15 protein-coding genes are annotated in these 17,386 nt (G+C 70.9%); 8 read left to right on the forward strand and 7 right to left on the reverse strand.

The window, feature by feature from the left end; genetic code table 11:
• Positions 1–8: 8 nt before the first annotated feature.
• On the reverse strand, positions 9–1,175 hold the full coding sequence (locus GNT64_RS08065; protein WP_156679068.1) for a glycosyltransferase: 1,167 nt from the start codon (positions 1,173–1,175) through the stop codon (positions 9–11).
• A 118-nt stretch (positions 1,176–1,293) separates the two neighbouring features.
• Between GNT64_RS08065 and GNT64_RS08070 the strand changes: the two genes are divergently transcribed.
• From GNT64_RS08070 to GNT64_RS08090, 5 genes are all read left to right on the forward strand, one after another.
• The gene (locus GNT64_RS08070; protein WP_156681501.1) at positions 1,294–2,061 is read left to right on the forward strand and encodes an outer membrane protein assembly factor BamD; all 768 of its coding nucleotides are present in this window, start codon (positions 1,294–1,296) and stop codon (positions 2,059–2,061) included.
• Between the two features lie 134 nt (positions 2,062–2,195).
• The gene (recN, locus tag GNT64_RS08075) at positions 2,196–3,857 is read left to right on the forward strand and encodes a DNA repair protein RecN (RefSeq protein ID WP_156679069.1); all 1,662 of its coding nucleotides are present in this window, start codon (positions 2,196–2,198) and stop codon (positions 3,855–3,857) included.
• A 107-nt stretch (positions 3,858–3,964) separates the two neighbouring features.
• Positions 3,965–4,582, forward strand: coding sequence for a hypothetical protein (locus GNT64_RS08080; RefSeq protein ID WP_156679070.1), 618 nt, complete (start codon positions 3,965–3,967; stop codon positions 4,580–4,582).
• Between the two features lie 47 nt (positions 4,583–4,629).
• Entirely contained in the window at positions 4,630–6,753 is a 2,124-nt protein-coding gene (gene ligA, locus GNT64_RS08085) for an NAD-dependent DNA ligase LigA (protein ID WP_156679071.1), read from the forward strand.
• Between the two features lie 69 nt (positions 6,754–6,822).
• Positions 6,823–8,679, forward strand: a complete 1,857-nt coding sequence (locus tag GNT64_RS08090; RefSeq protein ID WP_231639368.1) for a CHASE3 domain-containing protein — start codon at positions 6,823–6,825, stop codon at positions 8,677–8,679.
• A 198-nt stretch (positions 8,680–8,877) separates the two neighbouring features.
• Here GNT64_RS08090 and GNT64_RS08095 read toward each other — a convergent pair whose 3' ends face one another.
• Positions 8,878–9,792 carry a DUF6065 family protein gene (locus GNT64_RS08095; protein ID WP_197277317.1) on the reverse strand — a complete coding sequence of 305 codons (915 nt, stop codon included), beginning with the start codon at positions 9,790–9,792 and terminating at the stop codon, positions 8,878–8,880.
• Positions 9,793–9,980: 188 nt separating this feature from the next.
• Between GNT64_RS08095 and GNT64_RS08100 the strand changes: the two genes are divergently transcribed.
• Positions 9,981–10,436, forward strand: coding sequence for a vgr related protein (locus tag GNT64_RS08100; protein ID WP_156679073.1), 456 nt, complete (start codon positions 9,981–9,983; stop codon positions 10,434–10,436).
• A gap of 21 nt (positions 10,437–10,457) precedes the next feature.
• Here the strand turns inward: GNT64_RS08100 and GNT64_RS08105 are convergent, their stop codons facing one another.
• Positions 10,458–11,165, reverse strand: coding sequence for a hypothetical protein (locus tag GNT64_RS08105; protein WP_156679074.1), 708 nt, complete (start codon positions 11,163–11,165; stop codon positions 10,458–10,460).
• Positions 11,166–11,305: 140 nt separating this feature from the next.
• Positions 11,306–12,397, reverse strand: a complete 1,092-nt coding sequence (locus GNT64_RS08110; protein ID WP_156679075.1) for a Gfo/Idh/MocA family protein — start codon at positions 12,395–12,397, stop codon at positions 11,306–11,308.
• Positions 12,398–12,519: 122 nt separating this feature from the next.
• Here GNT64_RS08110 and GNT64_RS08115 point away from each other — a divergent pair, with 122 nt between their 5' ends.
• Entirely contained in the window at positions 12,520–13,113 is a 594-nt protein-coding gene (locus tag GNT64_RS08115) for an anthranilate synthase component II (RefSeq protein ID WP_156679076.1), read from the forward strand.
• On the forward strand, positions 13,110–14,105 hold the full coding sequence (gene trpD, locus GNT64_RS08120) for an anthranilate phosphoribosyltransferase (protein WP_156679077.1): 996 nt from the start codon (positions 13,110–13,112) through the stop codon (positions 14,103–14,105). The genes GNT64_RS08115 and trpD overlap by 4 nt, the downstream gene beginning before the upstream one ends.
• Positions 14,106–14,299: 194 nt before the next feature.
• On the opposite strand, the gene GNT64_RS08125 is transcribed toward trpD, so the two are convergent.
• The 3 genes from GNT64_RS08125 to phhA form a co-directional block, all read right to left on the reverse strand.
• Complete coding sequence (locus tag GNT64_RS08125) at positions 14,300–15,340, reverse strand: glycosyltransferase family 2 protein (protein WP_156679078.1); 1,041 nt, start codon at positions 15,338–15,340, stop codon at positions 14,300–14,302.
• Between the two features lie 108 nt (positions 15,341–15,448).
• Entirely contained in the window at positions 15,449–16,525 is a 1,077-nt protein-coding gene (gene hppD, locus GNT64_RS08130; RefSeq protein ID WP_156679079.1) for a 4-hydroxyphenylpyruvate dioxygenase, read from the reverse strand.
• Positions 16,522–17,382 (reverse strand): phenylalanine 4-monooxygenase, encoded by an 861-nt coding sequence (gene phhA / locus GNT64_RS08135; RefSeq protein ID WP_422396636.1) that lies wholly within the window; start codon positions 17,380–17,382, stop codon positions 16,522–16,524. The genes hppD and phhA overlap by 4 nt, the downstream gene beginning before the upstream one ends.
• Positions 17,383–17,386: the final 4 nt, after the last annotated feature.

Raw genomic sequence — 17,386 nt, forward strand, 5'->3', positions numbered from 1 at the left:
CGCCGGCCTCAGCCGGCGCGCAGGCGATCGAGGTGAGCGTGGAGCGCGGCGGTGTTCGCTTCCCAGGTGAACCCCGCCACGGCCGCCAGCACCTCGGCCACGGCCGGCGGATCGCGCAGGATGCCGTTCGCCGCCGCCGCGATCGCCGCCGGATCGAGCGGGACGAGACGCCCCGCCGCCGGCCGGTTCACCACCTCGCGCGCGCCGCCGACGTCCGCCGTGATCACCGGCGTGCCGCAGGCCAGCGCCTCCACCCACACGTTCGCCAGCCCTTCGGAGGAGGAGGGCAACACCATGATGTCGGCGGCGGCCAGCAAAGGCGGCAAGGCGGCATGCGGCAGCGGGCCGAGCATGCGCACGCGATCGCCGAGGCCCAGCGCCGCGATTCCCGCCTCCAGCTCGGCCTTCGCCGGTCCGTCGCCCACGATCAGCAGGGTCGCGCCGGGGATGGCCGGTATTGCCTCGATCGCCAGCCGCTGGCCCTTGCGCTCGATCAGATAGCCGATGCTCACCAGCAACGGCCCGGCCACGCCGAGCGCCGCCTTTTCCGCCGCCCGGTCGCGCGGGTGGAACAGGCCGGGGTCGACGCCGGTGTGGTGCACGCGGATGCGATCCGCCGGCATGCCGAGCGCGATCATGTCCTGCCGCAGAGGTCCGCTCACCGCCAGCAGCCCGTCGGCGGCGCGGCCCGCCGCCACGATCTGCCGCCGGCAGCCCGGCCGCTCCGACCAATAGTGGATGTCGCTGCCGCGCGCCTTGATCGACACCGGCACCCGCAGCGCCCGCCCCAGCGCCACCGCCGCCGGCCCGTCCGGGTAGAAGAATTCCGCGTCGATCACGTCGAACGGGAAGTCGCGGCGGATGCGGCGCAGCAGCGGCAGCAGCGCGCGCGCCATCAGCCGGGGGGAGAGCGGACCGCCGATCGCCGGCACGATCGGGAAGCGCGGGCGATGCACCGTCAACCCCTGCCACGTCTCGCGCGGCGGCAGTGCTGCAAGTGCGGCGTAGCGCGCGTGGCGGGAGAGCGGCCATGGCGGCAGGCCCAACGGCGCGACCACCTGCAGCGTCACGTCGGGGTGCGCCGCCAGCGCCATCGTCTGCTTGGCCACGAAGCCGCCGAAGGTGGGCCGCGCCGCATCGGGGAACAGGCTGGAAAGGGTCAGCACGCGCAGCATCGCGCCAGTCTCTAGCGTGGTCGGGTTAACCGGCGGTAGTCCGCCCGCTTTGCCCCATTGGCGGCGCCCCCGCGCTCGGCTAAGGCTCCCGCTTATGCGTAGCTCCCCCCGTCCGCCGATGCGCCGCTCCCGCTGGGGCGCCGTGATGATCGCCGCCGCCCTCGTCTCGCCCCTCGCCGGCTGCGCCACGGGCAAGAACAAGACGGACACCAAGTACGTCGCGCGCGATGTGGACACGCTCTACAACAGCGCGAAGGACCGGCTCGATCGCCGCCAGTACAAGATCGCCGCCCAGCTGTTCGACGAGGTGGAGCGCCAGCATCCCTATTCGGTGTGGGCGCGCCGGGCGCAGCTGATGAGCGCGTTCAGCTATTATCTGGCGCGGGACTATACGGCCTCCATCTCCTCGGCGCAGCGTTTCCTCTCGATCCATCCGGGCAACAAGGATGCGCCCTACGCGCTCTACCTGATCGCGGTGGACTATTACGAGCAGATCCAGGACGTCACGCGCGATCAGAAGATCACGCAGCAGGCGCTCGACTCGCTGGGCGAGCTGATCCGCCGCTACCCCGACACCGCCTATGCGGCCGACGCGCGGCTGAAGACCGATCTCGTGCGCGATCATCTGGCCGGCAAGGAGATGGAGATCGGCCGCTTCTACCAGCGCCGGGGCGAGTGGCTCGCCTCCGTGCTGCGCTTCCGCAACGTGGTGGACACCTACCAGACGACGACGCACGTGCCGGAGGCGCTGATGCGGCTGACCGAGGGCTATCTGGCGCTCGGCATCCCGGAGGAGGCGCAGAAGGCGGCGGCGGTGCTCGGCGCGAACTATCCCGGCACCAAATGGTACGAGCATGCGTACCAGCTGATGAACAAGAAGACCTGAGCGACCGGCCTCGCTTCGATCAGGCTTTCAATGGCTTCCCGACCCGCCCAAGGAAGTACGCCGCGTCGCTATGACGCGTGCCCGCTCCCGAATAGCCGTTCAATCCGCCCCGCCGATGCCCTACATGGCGGGGGATGCTGACCGCCCTTTCCATTCGCGACGTGGTGCTGATCGAGGCGCTGGACCTGCGCTTCGGCGCGGGTCTGGGCGCGCTGACCGGGGAGACCGGCGCGGGCAAGTCGATCCTGCTCGATGCGCTGGGCCTCGCGCTCGGCATGCGGGCGGATAGCGGACTCGTGCGGCAGGGGGCGGCGCAGGCCGTCGTCACCGCCAGCTTCGAGGTGCCGGCCGATCACCCCGCCCTCGCCGTGCTGGCCGAGAACGGGCTGGAGCAGGAGCCCGGCGAGCCGCTGCTGATCCGCCGGCTGGTGAAGGCGGACGGCGGCAGCCGCGCGACGGTGAACGACCAGCCCGCCTCCGCCGGCCTGCTGCGCGAACTCGGCGCGCATCTGGTGGAGATACACGGCCAGCACGACGATCGCGGCCTGCTGAACGCCAGGGGCCACCGCGCGCTGCTCGATACGTTCGGGCGGATAGAGACGGGCGCCGTCGCCGCCGCCTATCGCGCATGGGCGGCCGCCGAGGCGCGCCTGCAGGCCGCCACCGCCGAGCTGGAGACGGCCGCGCGCGATCGCGAGTGGCTGGAGCATGCCGTCGCCGAACTCACCGCCCTCGCCGCCGAGGAGGGCGAGGAGGAGGCGCTGGCCGGGGAGCGGACGGGCATGCAGAAGGGCGCGCGCCTGGCCGACGATCTGGCGACGGTGGGCGCGCATCTGGACGGTTCGGCCGGTGCCTCCGCCCAGCTGCGCCAGGCGGCGCGGCGGCTGGAGCGGATGGCCGGCGAGCATCCGCTGCTAGGCGAGGCGATGGAGTCGCTCGATCGCGCGCTGATCGAGCTTGGCGAAGCGGAGGACAGGCTCGCCGCCGCCAACGATGCGCTGGCCTTCGATCCGGCGCGGCTGGATGCGGTGGAGACGCGGCTGTTCGATCTGCGCGCCCTCGCCCGCAAGCACCGCGTCACGGCCGACGCCCTGCCCGCGCTCGCCGCCGAGCTGGCCGGGCGGCTGGAGCGGATCGATTCGGGCGACGCCGGCCTCGCCCGTTTGGGCAAGGAGGCGGCCGCCGCGCGCGCCGCCTATGTGGACGCCGCGCAGACGGTGCGCGCCCGCCGCGAACTCGCCGCCGCCCGACTGGACAAGGCGGTGGCGGCGGAGCTGGCGCCGCTGCGGCTGGAGGCGGCGCGGTTCCGCACCGTCGTCGATCCGCTGGCGGAGGCGCAGTGGAACGCCGCCGGGCAGGATCGCGTGGAGTTCGAGATCTCGACCAACCCGGGCGCACCCTTCGCGCCGCTGGTGAAGATCGCCAGCGGCGGCGAACTCTCCCGCTTCATCCTGGCGCTGAAGGTGGCGCTGGCGGAGGAAGGCGGCGCCGCGACGATGATCTTCGACGAAATCGATCGCGGCGTCGGCGGCGCGGTGGCGAGCGCGATCGGCGAACGGCTGGCCCGGCTGGCGGGCACGGCGCAGCTGCTGGTCGTCACGCACAGCCCGCAGGTGGCGGCGCGGGCGGGCCGCCACTGGCTGATCGCCAAGGCGCATGACGGCCTGGTCACGCGCACCGGCGTCCGCGCGCTGGACGCTGCGGAGCGGCGCGAGGAGATCGCGCGCATGCTCTCCGGCGCGGAGGTGACGGCGGAGGCGCGGGCGCAGGCGGCGCGGTTGCTGGAAGCGGCGTGAGCCTGCGCGGTTAGCCTATTGTAAACCGCCCTCTTTTACATTCCTCTCAGCCTGCGTCGCCATGATGCGCCTGTGCCCGATTGGGGGCGTTTCGAGGCGGGGGCTTCATGACATTCGTGCGTCGCGTGGCGGCATGCTGCGCTTTCCTGGGCATGATCGGCGCGGTGCCGGCCAACGCCGCCTGCTGGGCGGACCGCACCCGCGAGGCGGTGAACGTGCGCGAGCTGCAGACGATGCTGATGGTCGCCTCGCTGCGCTGCCACGCCGCCGGCATCGACATACTGGCCGACTATAACGGCTTCATGCAGGCGTCGCGCGGCGCGATCGAGGCGGCCAATCTGGAGATAAAGGGGCATTTCGCGGCGGAGGGCGGTGGCCAGGCGGATTATGACCGCTTCACCACCCTGCTGGCCAACAGCTATGGCGACGACGCGACCGATCCCGCCGCCTGCGCCGAGGCGGCCGGCACCGCGCACGAGATCGCCGCCGCGCCCGATCAGCTGCACAGGCTGGCGAGCGCCCGCATCTTCCCGCGCCTGCTGCCCGGCGGCGCATGCGGCGTGCCGGCGCGCGGGGCGGAAATGGCGGTGATCGCCGCGCCCAAGGCGGTCGTCCGCTTACCCGAGGATGTCGCCGCGGCACTCGCCGTGATGGCGCGGTACGGCGGCGGCGCGCCGGCGGTATCGCCCTCGCCGCCGACCCGGCTCGCCGCCGTCGCGCCTTGAGCGGAAGTCCCTTTCCGTACCCCCCGGACTCGCTCTAACGGTGCGGCATGACCGCGCCCGACGATCCCGATCCCGCCGCCGCCGCCGCCGAGTTGGCGTCGCTCGCCGCCGAGATCGCCCGGCACAACGCGCTCTACCACGCGCAGGATGCGCCCGAGATCAGCGACGCGGACTATGACGCGCTCGTCCGCCGCAACGCCGAACTGGAAGCGGCCTTCCCCGATCTGGTGCGGGCGGACAGCCCGAGCCGGCTGATCGGCGCGGCGCCCTCCGGCCATCTCGCCAAGGTGGCGCATGCGCGGCCGATGCTCAGCCTGGACAACGCCTTCTCCGACGAGGAGGTGGCCGAGTTCGTCGCCCGCGTCCGCCGCTTCCTGAGCCTGCCCGAGAGCGAGCCTGTGGCGCTGACCGCCGAGCCGAAGATCGACGGCCTCTCCTGCTCGCTGCGCTACGAGGAGGGCGTGCTGGTGCAGGCGCTGACCCGTGGCGACGGCCAGACCGGCGAGAACGTGACCGCCAACGTCGCGACGATCGGCGACATCCCCCAGCGGATCGAGGATGCGCCGGCGGTGTTCGAGATCCGCGGCGAGGTCTATATGGACAAGGCCGATTTCGCCGCGCTCAACGCCCGGCTGCTGGCCGAGGCGGTCGATCCGGAAAAGGCCCGCCAGTTCGCCAACCCGCGCAACGCGGCCGCCGGATCGCTGCGGCAGAAGGATGCGGCGATCACCGCCGCCCGCCCGTTGCGCTTCCTGGCCCATGGCTGGGGCGAGGCGAGCGCCGTGCCCGGCGACACGCAGGCGGCGGTGATGGCGGCGATCGCCGGCTGGGGCGTGCCGGTGTCGGACCGGCTGACGCGCGTGGACGACGTCGCCGACGCGCTGGCGCAGTATCGCGCGATCGAGGCGGCGCGCGCCGATCTGCCGTTCGACATAGACGGCGTCGTCTACAAGCTCGATCGGCTCGACTGGCAGCGCCGGCTCGGTCAGGTCGGTCGCGCGCCGCGCTGGGCGATCGCGCACAAGTTCCCGGCGCAGAAGGCGCAGACCACCCTGCGCGCGATCGACATCCAGGTCGGCCGCACCGGCAAGCTCACCCCCGTCGCCCGGCTGGAGCCGGTGACGGTGGGCGGCGTCGTCGTCACCAACGCCACCCTGCACAATGCCGACGAGATCGGGCGGCTGAACGTGTGGCCCGGCGACCGCGTGATCCTGCAACGCGCCGGCGACGTGATCCCGCAGATCGTCGAGAACCTGTCGCGGGACGAGGCGCGCGGCGCCTGGCCGTTCCCTGCCGCCTGCCCCGAATGCGGTTCCGCCGCCGAGCGGGAGATCGGCGAGGTGGACATACGCTGCACCGGCGGCCTGATCTGTCCGGCCCAGCGGGTGGAGCGGCTGCGCCACTTCGCCTCCCGCCACGCGCTGGATATCGAGGGGCTCGGCATCACCAATGTCGAGAGCTTCTTCCGCGACGGCCTGATCCAGTCTCCGGCCGACATCTTCCGGCTGACGAAGGAGACGCTGCTGGCGCGCGAGCGGTGGGCCGAAGTCTCTGCCGGCAACCTGATCGACGCGATCGACGCCAAGCGCGCGCCACCGCTCGACCGCTTCCTGTTCGCGCTCGGCATCCGCCACGTCGGCGAGATCACCGCGCGCGATCTGGCGCGGCGCTACGTCTCCATGCGAGGATTGGCGGTGATGATCCGCCATGCCCTTGCCATCCGGCGCCGCACGGCGCCAGCGCCGGCGGAGACCGACCGCAAGTTCGAGATCCGGCGCCAGAAAGCGGTGGTGGCGGCGCTCGACACGCCCGGCATCGGACCGGAAGTGGCCGAGGCGATCCTCGACTTCGCCGCCGAGGCGCATAATCGCGCTGTCGTGTTTGACCTGCTCCGGCAGGTCGCGCCGCAGGATGTTGTCCACGAGACCCGCGCCTCGCCAGTAACCGGCAAGACGGTGGTGTTCACCGGCCGGCTGGAGACCCTGTCGCGCGACGAGGCGAAGGCGCAGGCCGACGCGCTGGGCGCCAAGGTGGCGAGCGCGGTCTCCGGCAAGACGGATCTCGTGGTGGTCGGCGCCGATGCAGGCGCCAAGCGGCGCAAGGCCGAGGAACTGGGCATAACCGTGATCGACGAAGCGGGCTGGGCCGATATCGTTGCACGCGCGCACTGACTCCCCCTTGCGCTGGCCCGTCCGACCTTTCAGAACGCCGCCATGCCTGCGGCACTGACCTTTCGGCGCATGCCGTTCCTGCCGCTCGCCGGCATGATCCTGGTCATGCTGAGCGTGATCGGCAGCATCATGCTGGCTCGCGCGCAGGCGAGCGCGAACGACTGGGTGCGCCACACGCTGGAGGTGGAGGTGCGGATCGGCGAGGTGCTGGAGCTTGTCCGCACCGTCGAATCCAATCATCGCGGCTTCCTGATCGCCGGCAATCGCAGCTTTACCGAGGATATGGAGACGACGATCGCCAAGCTGCGGGGCGCGGTGGCCGCCCTGCACCGGCAGACGATCGACAATCCGGCGCAGCAGCGGTCGCTCGTGCGGCTCGATGCGCTGATCGCCAGCAAGATCGCCTTCGCCCGCACCGGCGCCGAACTCGTCCTGCGCGATCGCCGCGGCGATGCGATCCGGCTCGTTGATCTCGGCAGCGGGCAGGCGCTGATGCGATCGATCGACGCGCTGCTGCTGAAGATGAAGACGGTGGAGCAGCGGCTGCTGGAGCGGCGCATCGCCAACGTGCAACTGGCCGTGTGGTGGCTGGTCGCCGGGCAGGTCGCGGCGATCCTGCTGGTGCTGCTGGTGGCGGCGCTGATCATCCGCGAGGCGCGCATCCGCTTCGTCGCGGTCGAGGCCGCGCGCGACGAGGCGACCGCCGCCGCCGAGGCGACCACGCGCGAGATGGCCGCGCGCGAGACGGCCGAGGGGCAGCTCCGCCAGCTCCAGAAGATGGAGTCTATCGGCCAGCTGACCGGCGGCATCGCGCACGATTTCAACAATATGCTGGCGATCGTGATCGGCAGCCTGGACATGGCGAAGCGCCGCTCCGACGATCATGAGCGCGTGGCCAAGTGCATCGACAATGCGCGCGAGGGGGCGGAGCGGGCGGCCGCCCTCACCGCCCGGCTGCTCGCTTTCTCGCGGCAGCAGCCGCTGGCGCCGGTGCCGATCGATGCGAACAAGCTCGTCTCCGGCATGTCGGATCTGCTGCGGCGGACGCTGGGGGAGCAGATCTCCGTCGAGACGGTGCTCTCCGGCGGGCTGTGGCGCACCTATGCCGATCCGTCGCAGCTGGAAAATGCGGTGCTGAACCTGGCGGTGAACGCACGCGACGCGATCGTCTCCACCGGCCAGGAAGGCGGCCGGCTGACCATCGAGACGAACAACGCCCATCTCGACGACGATTATGCGCGCGACCGCAACGAGGTGGAGCCCGGCCAGTATGTGCTGATCTGCGTCAGCGACACCGGCGGCGGCATGACGCCGGACATTATCGAGCGCGCCTTCGATCCCTTCTTCACCACCAAGGAGGTCGGCAAGGGCACGGGCCTGGGGCTCAGCCAGGTGTTCGGCTTCGTCAAGCAGTCCGGCGGGCACATCGCCATCTACTCGGAGCCGGGCGAGGGCACGACGGTGAAGCTCTACCTGCCGCGCTTCACCGGCCCGGTGATCGGGCCGCGCGCGGCGACCCCGGTCGAGGCGATGCCGGAAGGCCGCGCCGACGAGATCATCCTGGTGGTGGAGGACGAGCAGCGCGTGCGCCACTTCTCCGTCGATGCCCTGCGGGAGCTCGGCTACACCGCGATGTCCGCCGCCAACGGGCAGGAGGCGCTGCGGCTGCTGGCCGAGAACCCCTCGATCCTGCTGCTGTTCACCGATGTGGTGATGCCCGAGATGAACGGCCGAAGGCTGGCGGAGGAGGCGCGCGCGATCCGCCCCGGCCTGCCGGTGCTCTACACCACCGGCTATACGCGCAACGCCGTAGTGCATAACGGCATGCTCGATACCGGCGTCGCCTTCCTGCCGAAACCGTTCACGATCGAGCAGCTGGCCCGCAAGGTGCGCGAGGTGATCGACGGCGGCGGCGCGAATCGCTAGGCCGGATCGACGTTCAGTTTTCTTGCATCTCCGCTCATCCTGAGGAGGGGCTGAGCGGAGGCGAAGACCCGTCTCGAAGGATCCTTCGAGACGCCATTTCGACAGGCTCAATGGCTCCTCAGGATGAGCGGCTTGGTCATATCCGAGTAGGGATCAGCTTGATCCGCTCGACGTCGATCCGGCCTGTTCCGGCCGCGCCTATTTCTTCGGCTTCGCCGTGTCCGGCTTGAAGCGCATCTGGTTCAGGGTCATCCGCATCACCTCGTCCGGCAGCGGCCCGCGCGCCGCGCCCAGGATGGCGGCGAGGTCCGGCTCGGCCGGTTTCGGGGCCGGCGCGCCGTGCGGCACCGGACACGCCGCGGCGCCCTCCCCGCCATCGGCGCGGGTGAAGGGGTTCAGCCGCAGCTTGGCGGCGTGATCGTCCGGGCCGGGCGTGCCATCGGGCGCGATGCCGCGATAATAGAGCTTCTGCCACTGGTCGGCCGGCGCGGTCGGCTGCGTCTGGCGGACCCAGGCCTGGAAGTCGGCGCGCGATCTGCTCCAGCTGTCGAACGCCGCCTTCAGCTCGGGCGCCTCCTCCACCGGGCGGATCACCGGCTGCACGTCCATGATCGGCTGGCGCTGCACCGGGAAGAAGAAGCAGAACGGCTCGTCCTCCTCGAAGCGGATCCAGTGGTTCTTGCGGGTGAAGCGCCAGTTCATCGTGAAGCTGTAGGGCGACCAGTCCGTCTCGATCACGCCGCCAAGCGGCGCGATCCCGTCCTTGGCGGCGTTGGGCGATCCGCCGACCCACAGGTTCCATCCCGGCGGCGTGCGGAACAGGCCCTCGACATGGAAGGTGATCGTCGCCGATCCGAACAGCGATGTCGGCGCCTCCCGCCCCTCCATGCCGGGATCGAGCCTGATCTCCACCGCGTCCGCGCCCGATCCGCCGCGCCACCGCGCCTTGAAGCCGACCGGGCTCAGCAGCTCCCAGCCATGCGCGTTGGCGATGGCGAGCGGCAGGCAGCGATAGGCGAAGCGATCCGGGCTCTCCTCCATCCAGTCCCGCCGCGGGGTGGCGGGGCGGATGCGCGGCTTCCAGTTCGGGTAGACGTAGCAGGTGAGTTCCATATCGGCCGTTCGCTCCGCTCGGGGCGCCGCCAGTGTAGAGCGGTTTCGCCGCAGGTGGAATCGCCTGGCACTGGAAAAGGCGGGCGCTGGTACGACCACGCCACGGATGGTAGGCCGGCGCCTCCACGGGACGGAGCGGACAACGCGATGCAAGGGCTGCGGCCACATGGCCGGATCGTCGCGCCGCGATGACCCGCCGGCTGACGGATGGCGAGCGGCGTCTCGCCGGATCGATCTACCGCGATGCGATCGATCTCGACCGGGTGGAGATACGGCGGCGCAAATGGTTCCCGTTCCAGCCGCGCGAGACGGCGATGGCGCCGATGGGCCACATCCACTTCCACCCGGCGGGCGACCTCTACCGGGACGATTTCGCCAGTGCCGATCTCGCCTTGCAGGGGCTGTTCCTGCACGAGATGGCGCATGTGTGGCAGGCGCAGCGTGGCGGCCGCTTCTACCTGCCGCTGATGCGCCACCCCTTCTGCCGCTATCGCTACACCTTCGAAGAAGGCAAGCCGTTCCACCGCTACGGCATCGAGCAGCAGGCCGAGATCGTCCGTCACGCCTTTCTGCTGCGGCAGGGGCGCACCGTGCCGGGCAAGCCGCCGCTGACCGCCTATAAGGCGATCCTGCCGTTCGGCTGAGACGGAGCCCGCCGCCGCCGGTCAGTGGGTGGCGCCGCTCTCCGTATAGGTGATGCGGATGCTCACCCAAGCACCGATCACGCGCTTGTCACCGATGCGCGGCGGGCGCACGCGGAACTGCCAGGCCGCCTGCCGCACCGCGCCGGACAGGCCCGATCCCGGCGGCGACTGGCCGATCTCGACGCAGTCCTCCACCCGGTAGTTCGCCACCGTGCGGCACGCGATCTCGCCCCAGCCGTAGCGGCGGCCCGTCTTCGGCAGGTAGAAAGCGAGCTCGGCGTCGGTCGGCTCGCGATACCATTCGGCGGCGTACATCTGCTCCCCGTTGGGCGCCTTGCCCACGCCGGGCGAGCCACCGCCCGCCGCGCCGGCGTCCGCGCTCTGCGCGCCGCTGTCGCCGCCCTCATGCTTCGTCCGCATCGCGCTGTCGGTGGCGTCCAGCACGTCCTTGCTGACGATCATCATGTTCAGCGCCGGCACCGGCTGCGGAACGATGGGGGCGACCGGCGCCGCCGGCGGCGCCTTCGGCCGCTGCACGGCCTTTGCCGTCGCCGTGCGCTTCTGCTGCGTGGTCGCCTTGGCACGCGTCGTATCCGCCTCCCGCTCCCGCGTCAGCGCGAAGACGGAGGGTTCGCGATCGGTGGGCGGCGGATGCGAGACGCGCGGCGCCAGGGTGAGCAGCATCAGCAGCAGCAGCAGATTCGCCGCGACCGCGAGCACGAAGCCCATCGCCCGCCGGCGAAGGGAAATGGGCTGCGTGAAGGAAGACTCGAACGGCGCCGGCGGCATCGGCCGCCCGCCTACAGCGCGCGATCAGCCGCCGCAATCGGGGCGACGTGCGGATCGTCGCATGGCGGGCGCGGCGCGCGTCAGCCCGGCACCGCCGTCCGCCGGCCGGAGGCGTCCGCCGCCTCCACCGCCGCGATCAGGCGGTGCAGCGGGACGGCATCGGCGAAGCGCGGCGCGGTGCGCGTGCCATCCCGCAGATCGGCCGCCATCGCCCGATAGACGCGCGCGACGTTGCCGGCGACGGGATCGGCCGGCAGGCCGTCGTGCTCAGCCACGTCCACCTCCGTCAGCGCCTCGCCGGTGCGCCCGGCCGAGAGGGTGAGCGGCACGAGCTGGCTGTGACCGCCCGGCCCGCTCACCCGGATCGTGCCCGCGGTGCCCTCGATCTCCCAGAGCAGGCCGGTGCCGCCGGGCGTGCCGCCGCGATAGTGGATCGCGATCGGCGCGCCGCCGGCGAGCACGCCCTGCACCAGCACCTGGTCGGGCGCGTCCATCGCGATCTCCGCTCCCATGTCGCCGTTGCGCACCACCGGCCGCCGCGTGGCGAGCGTGGCGGAGAGTTCCGCCACCGGCCCCAGCACATCGCGCACGGCGGCCATGGTGTGGCCGAACGGGATCGTCAGCATCGTCGCGCCGTTCGCCCGATCGGCCAGGTAGGCGTTGCGCGGTTCCAGCACCGGCCCCCAGGACAGGCCGGTCGCGACCAGCGTGGTGGAGAGCAGCTCCCCCAGATAGCCCTCGGCCACCATCCGCCCCGCCGCGACGATCGCCGGCGCCAGCCGCGCCTGCGTGCCGATCACGCCCAGCACGCCCGCCGCATCCGCCTGCGCGGCCAGATCCTCCGCCTCGGCCAGGCCGTTGCCCAGCGGCCACTCGCAATAGACATGCTTGCCGGCCGCGATCGCCATGGCCACCAGCGCGTGGTGGTGCGGCACCTTCACCGTCACCGCGACGATATCCACATCCGGGGCGGCCACCAGCGCCGCCGCATCGGCGAAGGCGCGGCCCGCATCGCACGCCGCCACCGCCGCCTCCGCGCTGCCGGCGCTGCTGTTGGCCACGCCGACGATCGCGAAATCGTCCGCCAGCGCGCGCAGCGCCGGCAGGTGCGCCGCCGCCGCCCAGCTCGCACCCGGCTGCAACCCGATGATGCCCACGCCATATCGCTTCATGTCGCTCTCCCGCAGCGTCGCCGGCGCCGCTCTGCCCGTGGCTGCGGATCGGCGCACCTCTCCTTACGGCAGGGTCGCGGGCGCCGCTTGCACGCGCCCGCCCATCGGTTAAAGCCGCCGGCATGATCCTTGTCATCGACAATTATGACAGCTTCACCTGGAACCTCGTCCACTATCTCCAGCAGCTGGGGGCGGAGGTGGAGGTGGTGCGCAACGATGCGATCGCCGCCGGCCAGGCGCTGTCGTCCGGCGCGGAGGCGTTCCTGATCTCGCCCGGCCCCTGCACGCCGAACGAGGCGGGCGTCTCGCTCGATCTGGTCGCCGCCGCCGCCGATGCCGGGCGGCCGCTGCTGGGCGTGTGCCTGGGCCACCAGGCGATCGGCCAGCATTTCGGCGGGCGGGTGGAGCGCGCGCCGAGCCTGATGCACGGCAAGACGAGCCCGATCCTGCACGACGGCACCGGCGTGTTTGCGGCCCTCCCCTCACCCTTCACCGCCACCCGCTACCATTCGCTGACGGTGCCGGAGGAGAGCGTGCCCGCCACGCTGCTGGTCAACGCCCGCACCGCTGATGGTGTCGTGATGGGCCTGCGCCACGCGACCCTGCCGATCCACGGCGTGCAGTTCCATCCGGAGAGCATCGCCACCGAACATGGCCATGCCCTGCTCGCCAACTTCATGCGCGTGGCCGGGCTGAAGGTGCGCGAGATCGCATGACCACCCTGGCGCTGCTGCCCGATCCGTCCACCCCGCTCGACCATGCGACGGCGCACGCCGCCTTCGCCGACATGCTGGACGGCAAGGTGGCGGACGCGGATGTCGCCACCTTCCTGACGGTGATGGCCGAGCGCGACGAGACCAGCATCGAGATCGCCGCCGCCGCGCTGGCGCTGCGCGAACGCATGATCCCGATCGCGGCGCCGGAGGGCGCGATCGACGTGTGCGGCACCGGCGGAGACGGCGCGCACAGCCTCAACGTATCGACCGCCGTCGCCATCGTCGTGGCGGCGTGCGGCGTGCCGGTCGCCAAGCACGGCAATCGCGCCGCCTCGTCGCGGGCGGGTGCTGCCGACACGCTGGAGGCGCTGGGCCTCGATCTCGCCCGCGCCTCGGCCCGGGCGGAGGCGAGCCTCGCCGATCTCGGCATCGCCTTCCTGTTCGCCCAGTCGCACCATCCCGCGCTCGGCCGCCTGGCGCCGGTGCGCCGCGCGATCGGCCGGCGGACGATCTTCAACCTGACCGGCCCGATCGCCAATCCCGCGCGCGTCACGCGCCAGCTCGTCGGCGTCGCCCGGCCCGATTACCTGCGCACCTATGTGGAGGCGCTGCGCCTGCTCGGCAGCGAGTCGGCGATGATCGTGGCGGGCGACGAGCCGCTGGACGAGCTTTCGATCGCCGGCCCCTCCAGCCTGATCCGGCTGGGCGCCTGCGGTGACACGGAGGAGCGGATCGTGTCCGAGGATGCCGGCCTCGCCCGCCATCCGATCGCGGCGCTGCGCGGCGGCGACGCCGCCTACAACGCCGCCGCGCTGCACGCGCTGCTGCAAGGAGAGCCGGGCGCCTATCGCGACGCGGTGCTGCTGAACGCCGCCGCCGCGCTTATCGTGGCCGACGCCGCCGACGGCTGGCACGAGGGCGTGGAGGAAGCCGCCGAGGCGATCGACCGCGGCCTCGCCAAGGCGCTGCTCGACTGCTGGGTGGCGTTCTAGGGCGTCTAGACAGCCAGCCTTTGCACGTCCGCTGATCCTGAGGAGCGGCTGAGCGGAGGCGAAGACGCCATTTCGACACGCTCAATGGCTCCTCAGGATGAGCGGTTTGCACAAGATGCAGGTCAAACCGGCTTCATCCGCTCAATGTCGATATGCCCTGGAACCTTCGGAAGAGGCGTTCCGAAACGGCGAGATCAGGCCCCGGCCCGATCTGCCACGGCGAGCCCGCCGGGCGTCATCGCCCGCGCCCGCGCCGCGCCGGATCGGCTGCCGTACCGCTTGTAGAGGGAACGGGCGTGGCGGATGATCCACTTCGGCGCGAACAGCGTCGGCAACCCGCGCGTCCAGAACCGCGGCATGGCGCCATAGGGGCCGAACAGATAGCCAGCCGCCCGCCACACAGAGGGCGTGCGCCCCGGCGCCGTCTTGGCGTTGTTGATGCGGGCCATCACATGCGTGTCGAACACGCGGTGGCGCATCGCCGCATGGGCCGCCGGATCGTCGGCGAGCAGGGCGTCGGCCAGCTGGTCATAGGCCGCCACGTCGATCCTCAGCCGCTGGAACCAGCCGAACTTCACCTCGAACTGGTCGTTGCCGGTGCGGAAGCCGACGCATGGCTCCTGCACCACGCCCCAGCCGCCGTCCCGCCCCACGATGCGGCCGACCAGATAGACCTGAATATAGTAGTTCTCGAACGCGCGGGCAGACGGGTCCGCCGCCATCCGCCGCCAATGTTCGCGGTCCACCACCAGGGCGGACATGAAACCGAGCAGGTCGGCCAGTTCGCCGAACACCTGGCCCACGCCCGTCAGCCGCTGCGTCGGCGGGGTCGCCCGCAGCCCTGCCGGCCGCTCCATCGTGACGTCATAGTCGATCACGCCAAGGGTGAGCCCGTGCACGTCCGGCCAGCGACGCAGCGCATCCAGCACGCGGCGGGCGCCGCCGGGCTCCAGCCGGTCATCGTCGCCCATCAGCCAGATGTAATCGCCGGTCGCCGCCTCCACCACCGCCAGGAAATTGCGGTCCAGCCCGATGTTCACCGGCTGGGAGAGGAAGGTTAAGCGCGCGATCCGCCCGCGATACCGCTCCGCCACCGCCACCGTATCGTCCGGCGAGGCATCGTCGCTGACGACCACCTCGATCTCCGGCAGATCCTGCGCGATGATGCTGTCGAGCAGTTCGGCCAGGCAGCGCGAGCGGTTATAGGTGGGAATGCAGATCGACAGCGTGGGCATGGCGGTTCGGCTCCCCGGCGGAGCCCCGCCATGCGGCCGCCGCTGCTGCGCTGCAACACGACTTAAAACCGTTCCGGTCCTTGTACGCCGGTCGCTTTCCGGCCGGGGTCAAGACTGCGCGGGGATAACGCCGCGGCGAATCTGGTCCAGCTCGATGCTCTCGAACAGCGCCTTGAAATTGCCCTCGCCAAAGCCCTGATTGCCCTTGCGCTGGATGATCTCAAAGAAGATCGGGCCGACCATGTTCTCGGTGAAAATCTGCAGCAGCAGCCCCTCGCCGGTCTCCGGCGATCCGTCGATCAGGATGCGGCGGCGGCGCATCTCGTCCACGCTGTGCCCGTGGCCGGGCAGGCGCTGGTCGATCAGGTCGAAATAGGTCTCCGGACTGTCCTGAAAGCGGATGCCGTTGGCGCGCAGCGCGTCCACCGTGGCGAAGATGTCGTCGGTCGCCAGCGCCAGATGCTGGATGCCCTCGCCTTTATACTCGCGCAGAAACTCCTCGATCTGGCTGTGCTCGTCCTGGCTCTCGTTCAGCGGGATGCGGATCTTGTCGTCCGGCGCGGTCATCGCCCGGCTCAGCAGCGCGGTGGCCTTGCCCTCGATGTCGAAGTAGCGGATCTCGCGAAAGTTGAAGATGCGCTCGTAGAACTGCGCCCAGTGATTCATCCGCCCGCGATTCACATTGTGGGTCAGATGGTCCAGCGTGTGCAGGCCGACGGAGCGGTCGTCCCGCTTGGCGCCGGGCACCGCGCGGAAATCCACATCGTATATCTCCTCCGCTCCGTAGCGATCGACGAGGTAGAGGTTCGATCCGCCGATGCCCTCGATCGCCGGGATGTTCAGCTCCATCGGGCCGACCGGGCCGGTGATCGGCGTCGCCCCCCGCTCCACGGCGAGCGCGAACGCCTTCGCCGCATCGTGGACGCGGAAGGCCATGGCGTTGGCGGAAGGGCCGTGGGCGTTGCGGAACTCGGCCGCCTGTCCCGCCGTCTCCATGTTCAGGATGAAGTTGATGTCGCCCTGCACGTAGCGGCGCACGTTCTTCGATCGGTGGGTGGCGACATGGGTGAAGCCCATCGCCTCGAACAGGGCCGCCAGCGCATCCGGGTCCGGCCCGGTGAACTCGACGAACTCGAACCCGTCCAGGCCCAGCGGGTTGTCGTGCGGCGTCGTGGGTTCGGTCATCGCGCGTCCTTTCGGGCATGGGCCTGCGTGCCGCGGGTGATCACCCGGTCGCTCGGCAGGATCGTATCGGGTTCCAGGTCGCTCAGCGTCTCCAGCTCGGCATAGAGCGGGGCGAAATCGGTCTCCAGCGTCTGGCGCAGCAGATCGTCGAAGCTGTCGATCACGAAGTAGTTCTGCTGATAGTCGTCGATGCGGTAGCGGCTGCGCATAACCCGCTTCAGGTCGAAGGCGATGCGGTTGGGCGAGGGATCGTCCAGCGCGAAGATCGACTCGCCGAAGGAGGAGACGATGCCGGCGCCGTACAGCCGCAGCGCATCGCCGTCGCGGATCAGCCCGAACTCCACCGTGTACCAGTAGAGCCGCGCCAGCTTCCCGATCGATCCGAGCCCGCCGGCGCGGCGGCCGCCCTCGCCATAGGCCTGCATGTAATCGGCGAACACCGGGTTGGCGAGCAGCGGCACATGGCCGAACACGTCGTGGAAGACGTCCGGCTCCTCCAGATAGTCGAGCTGGTCGGGCCGGCGGATGAACCGCCCGGCGACGAAGCGGCGGTTGGCGAGATGATCGAAGAACACGTCCTCCGGCACCAGCCCCGGCACCGCCACCACGCTCCAGCCGGTGGCGTCGGTCAGCCGGGCGGAGAGTTCGGCGAAATCCGGAATGCCGGGCCTGGAGAGGCGCAGCACGTCCAGCCCGGCCAGGAACTCCGGCGTCGCCCGGCCCGACAGCATCGCCGTCTGCCGGGCGAACAGCCGGTCCCACGTGTCATGCTCGGCCCGCGTGTAATCGGACCAGCGCTGCGGGATGGTCCAATCCTCAGCGGCCTCACGCGGGCGGGCGGGTGACTCGGCGTCCATCATC

Origin of the sequence: Sphingomonas profundi (assembly GCF_009739515.1) — a bacterium.
Classification (GTDB): Bacteria; Pseudomonadota; Alphaproteobacteria; order Sphingomonadales; family Sphingomonadaceae; genus Alterirhizorhabdus; species Alterirhizorhabdus profundi.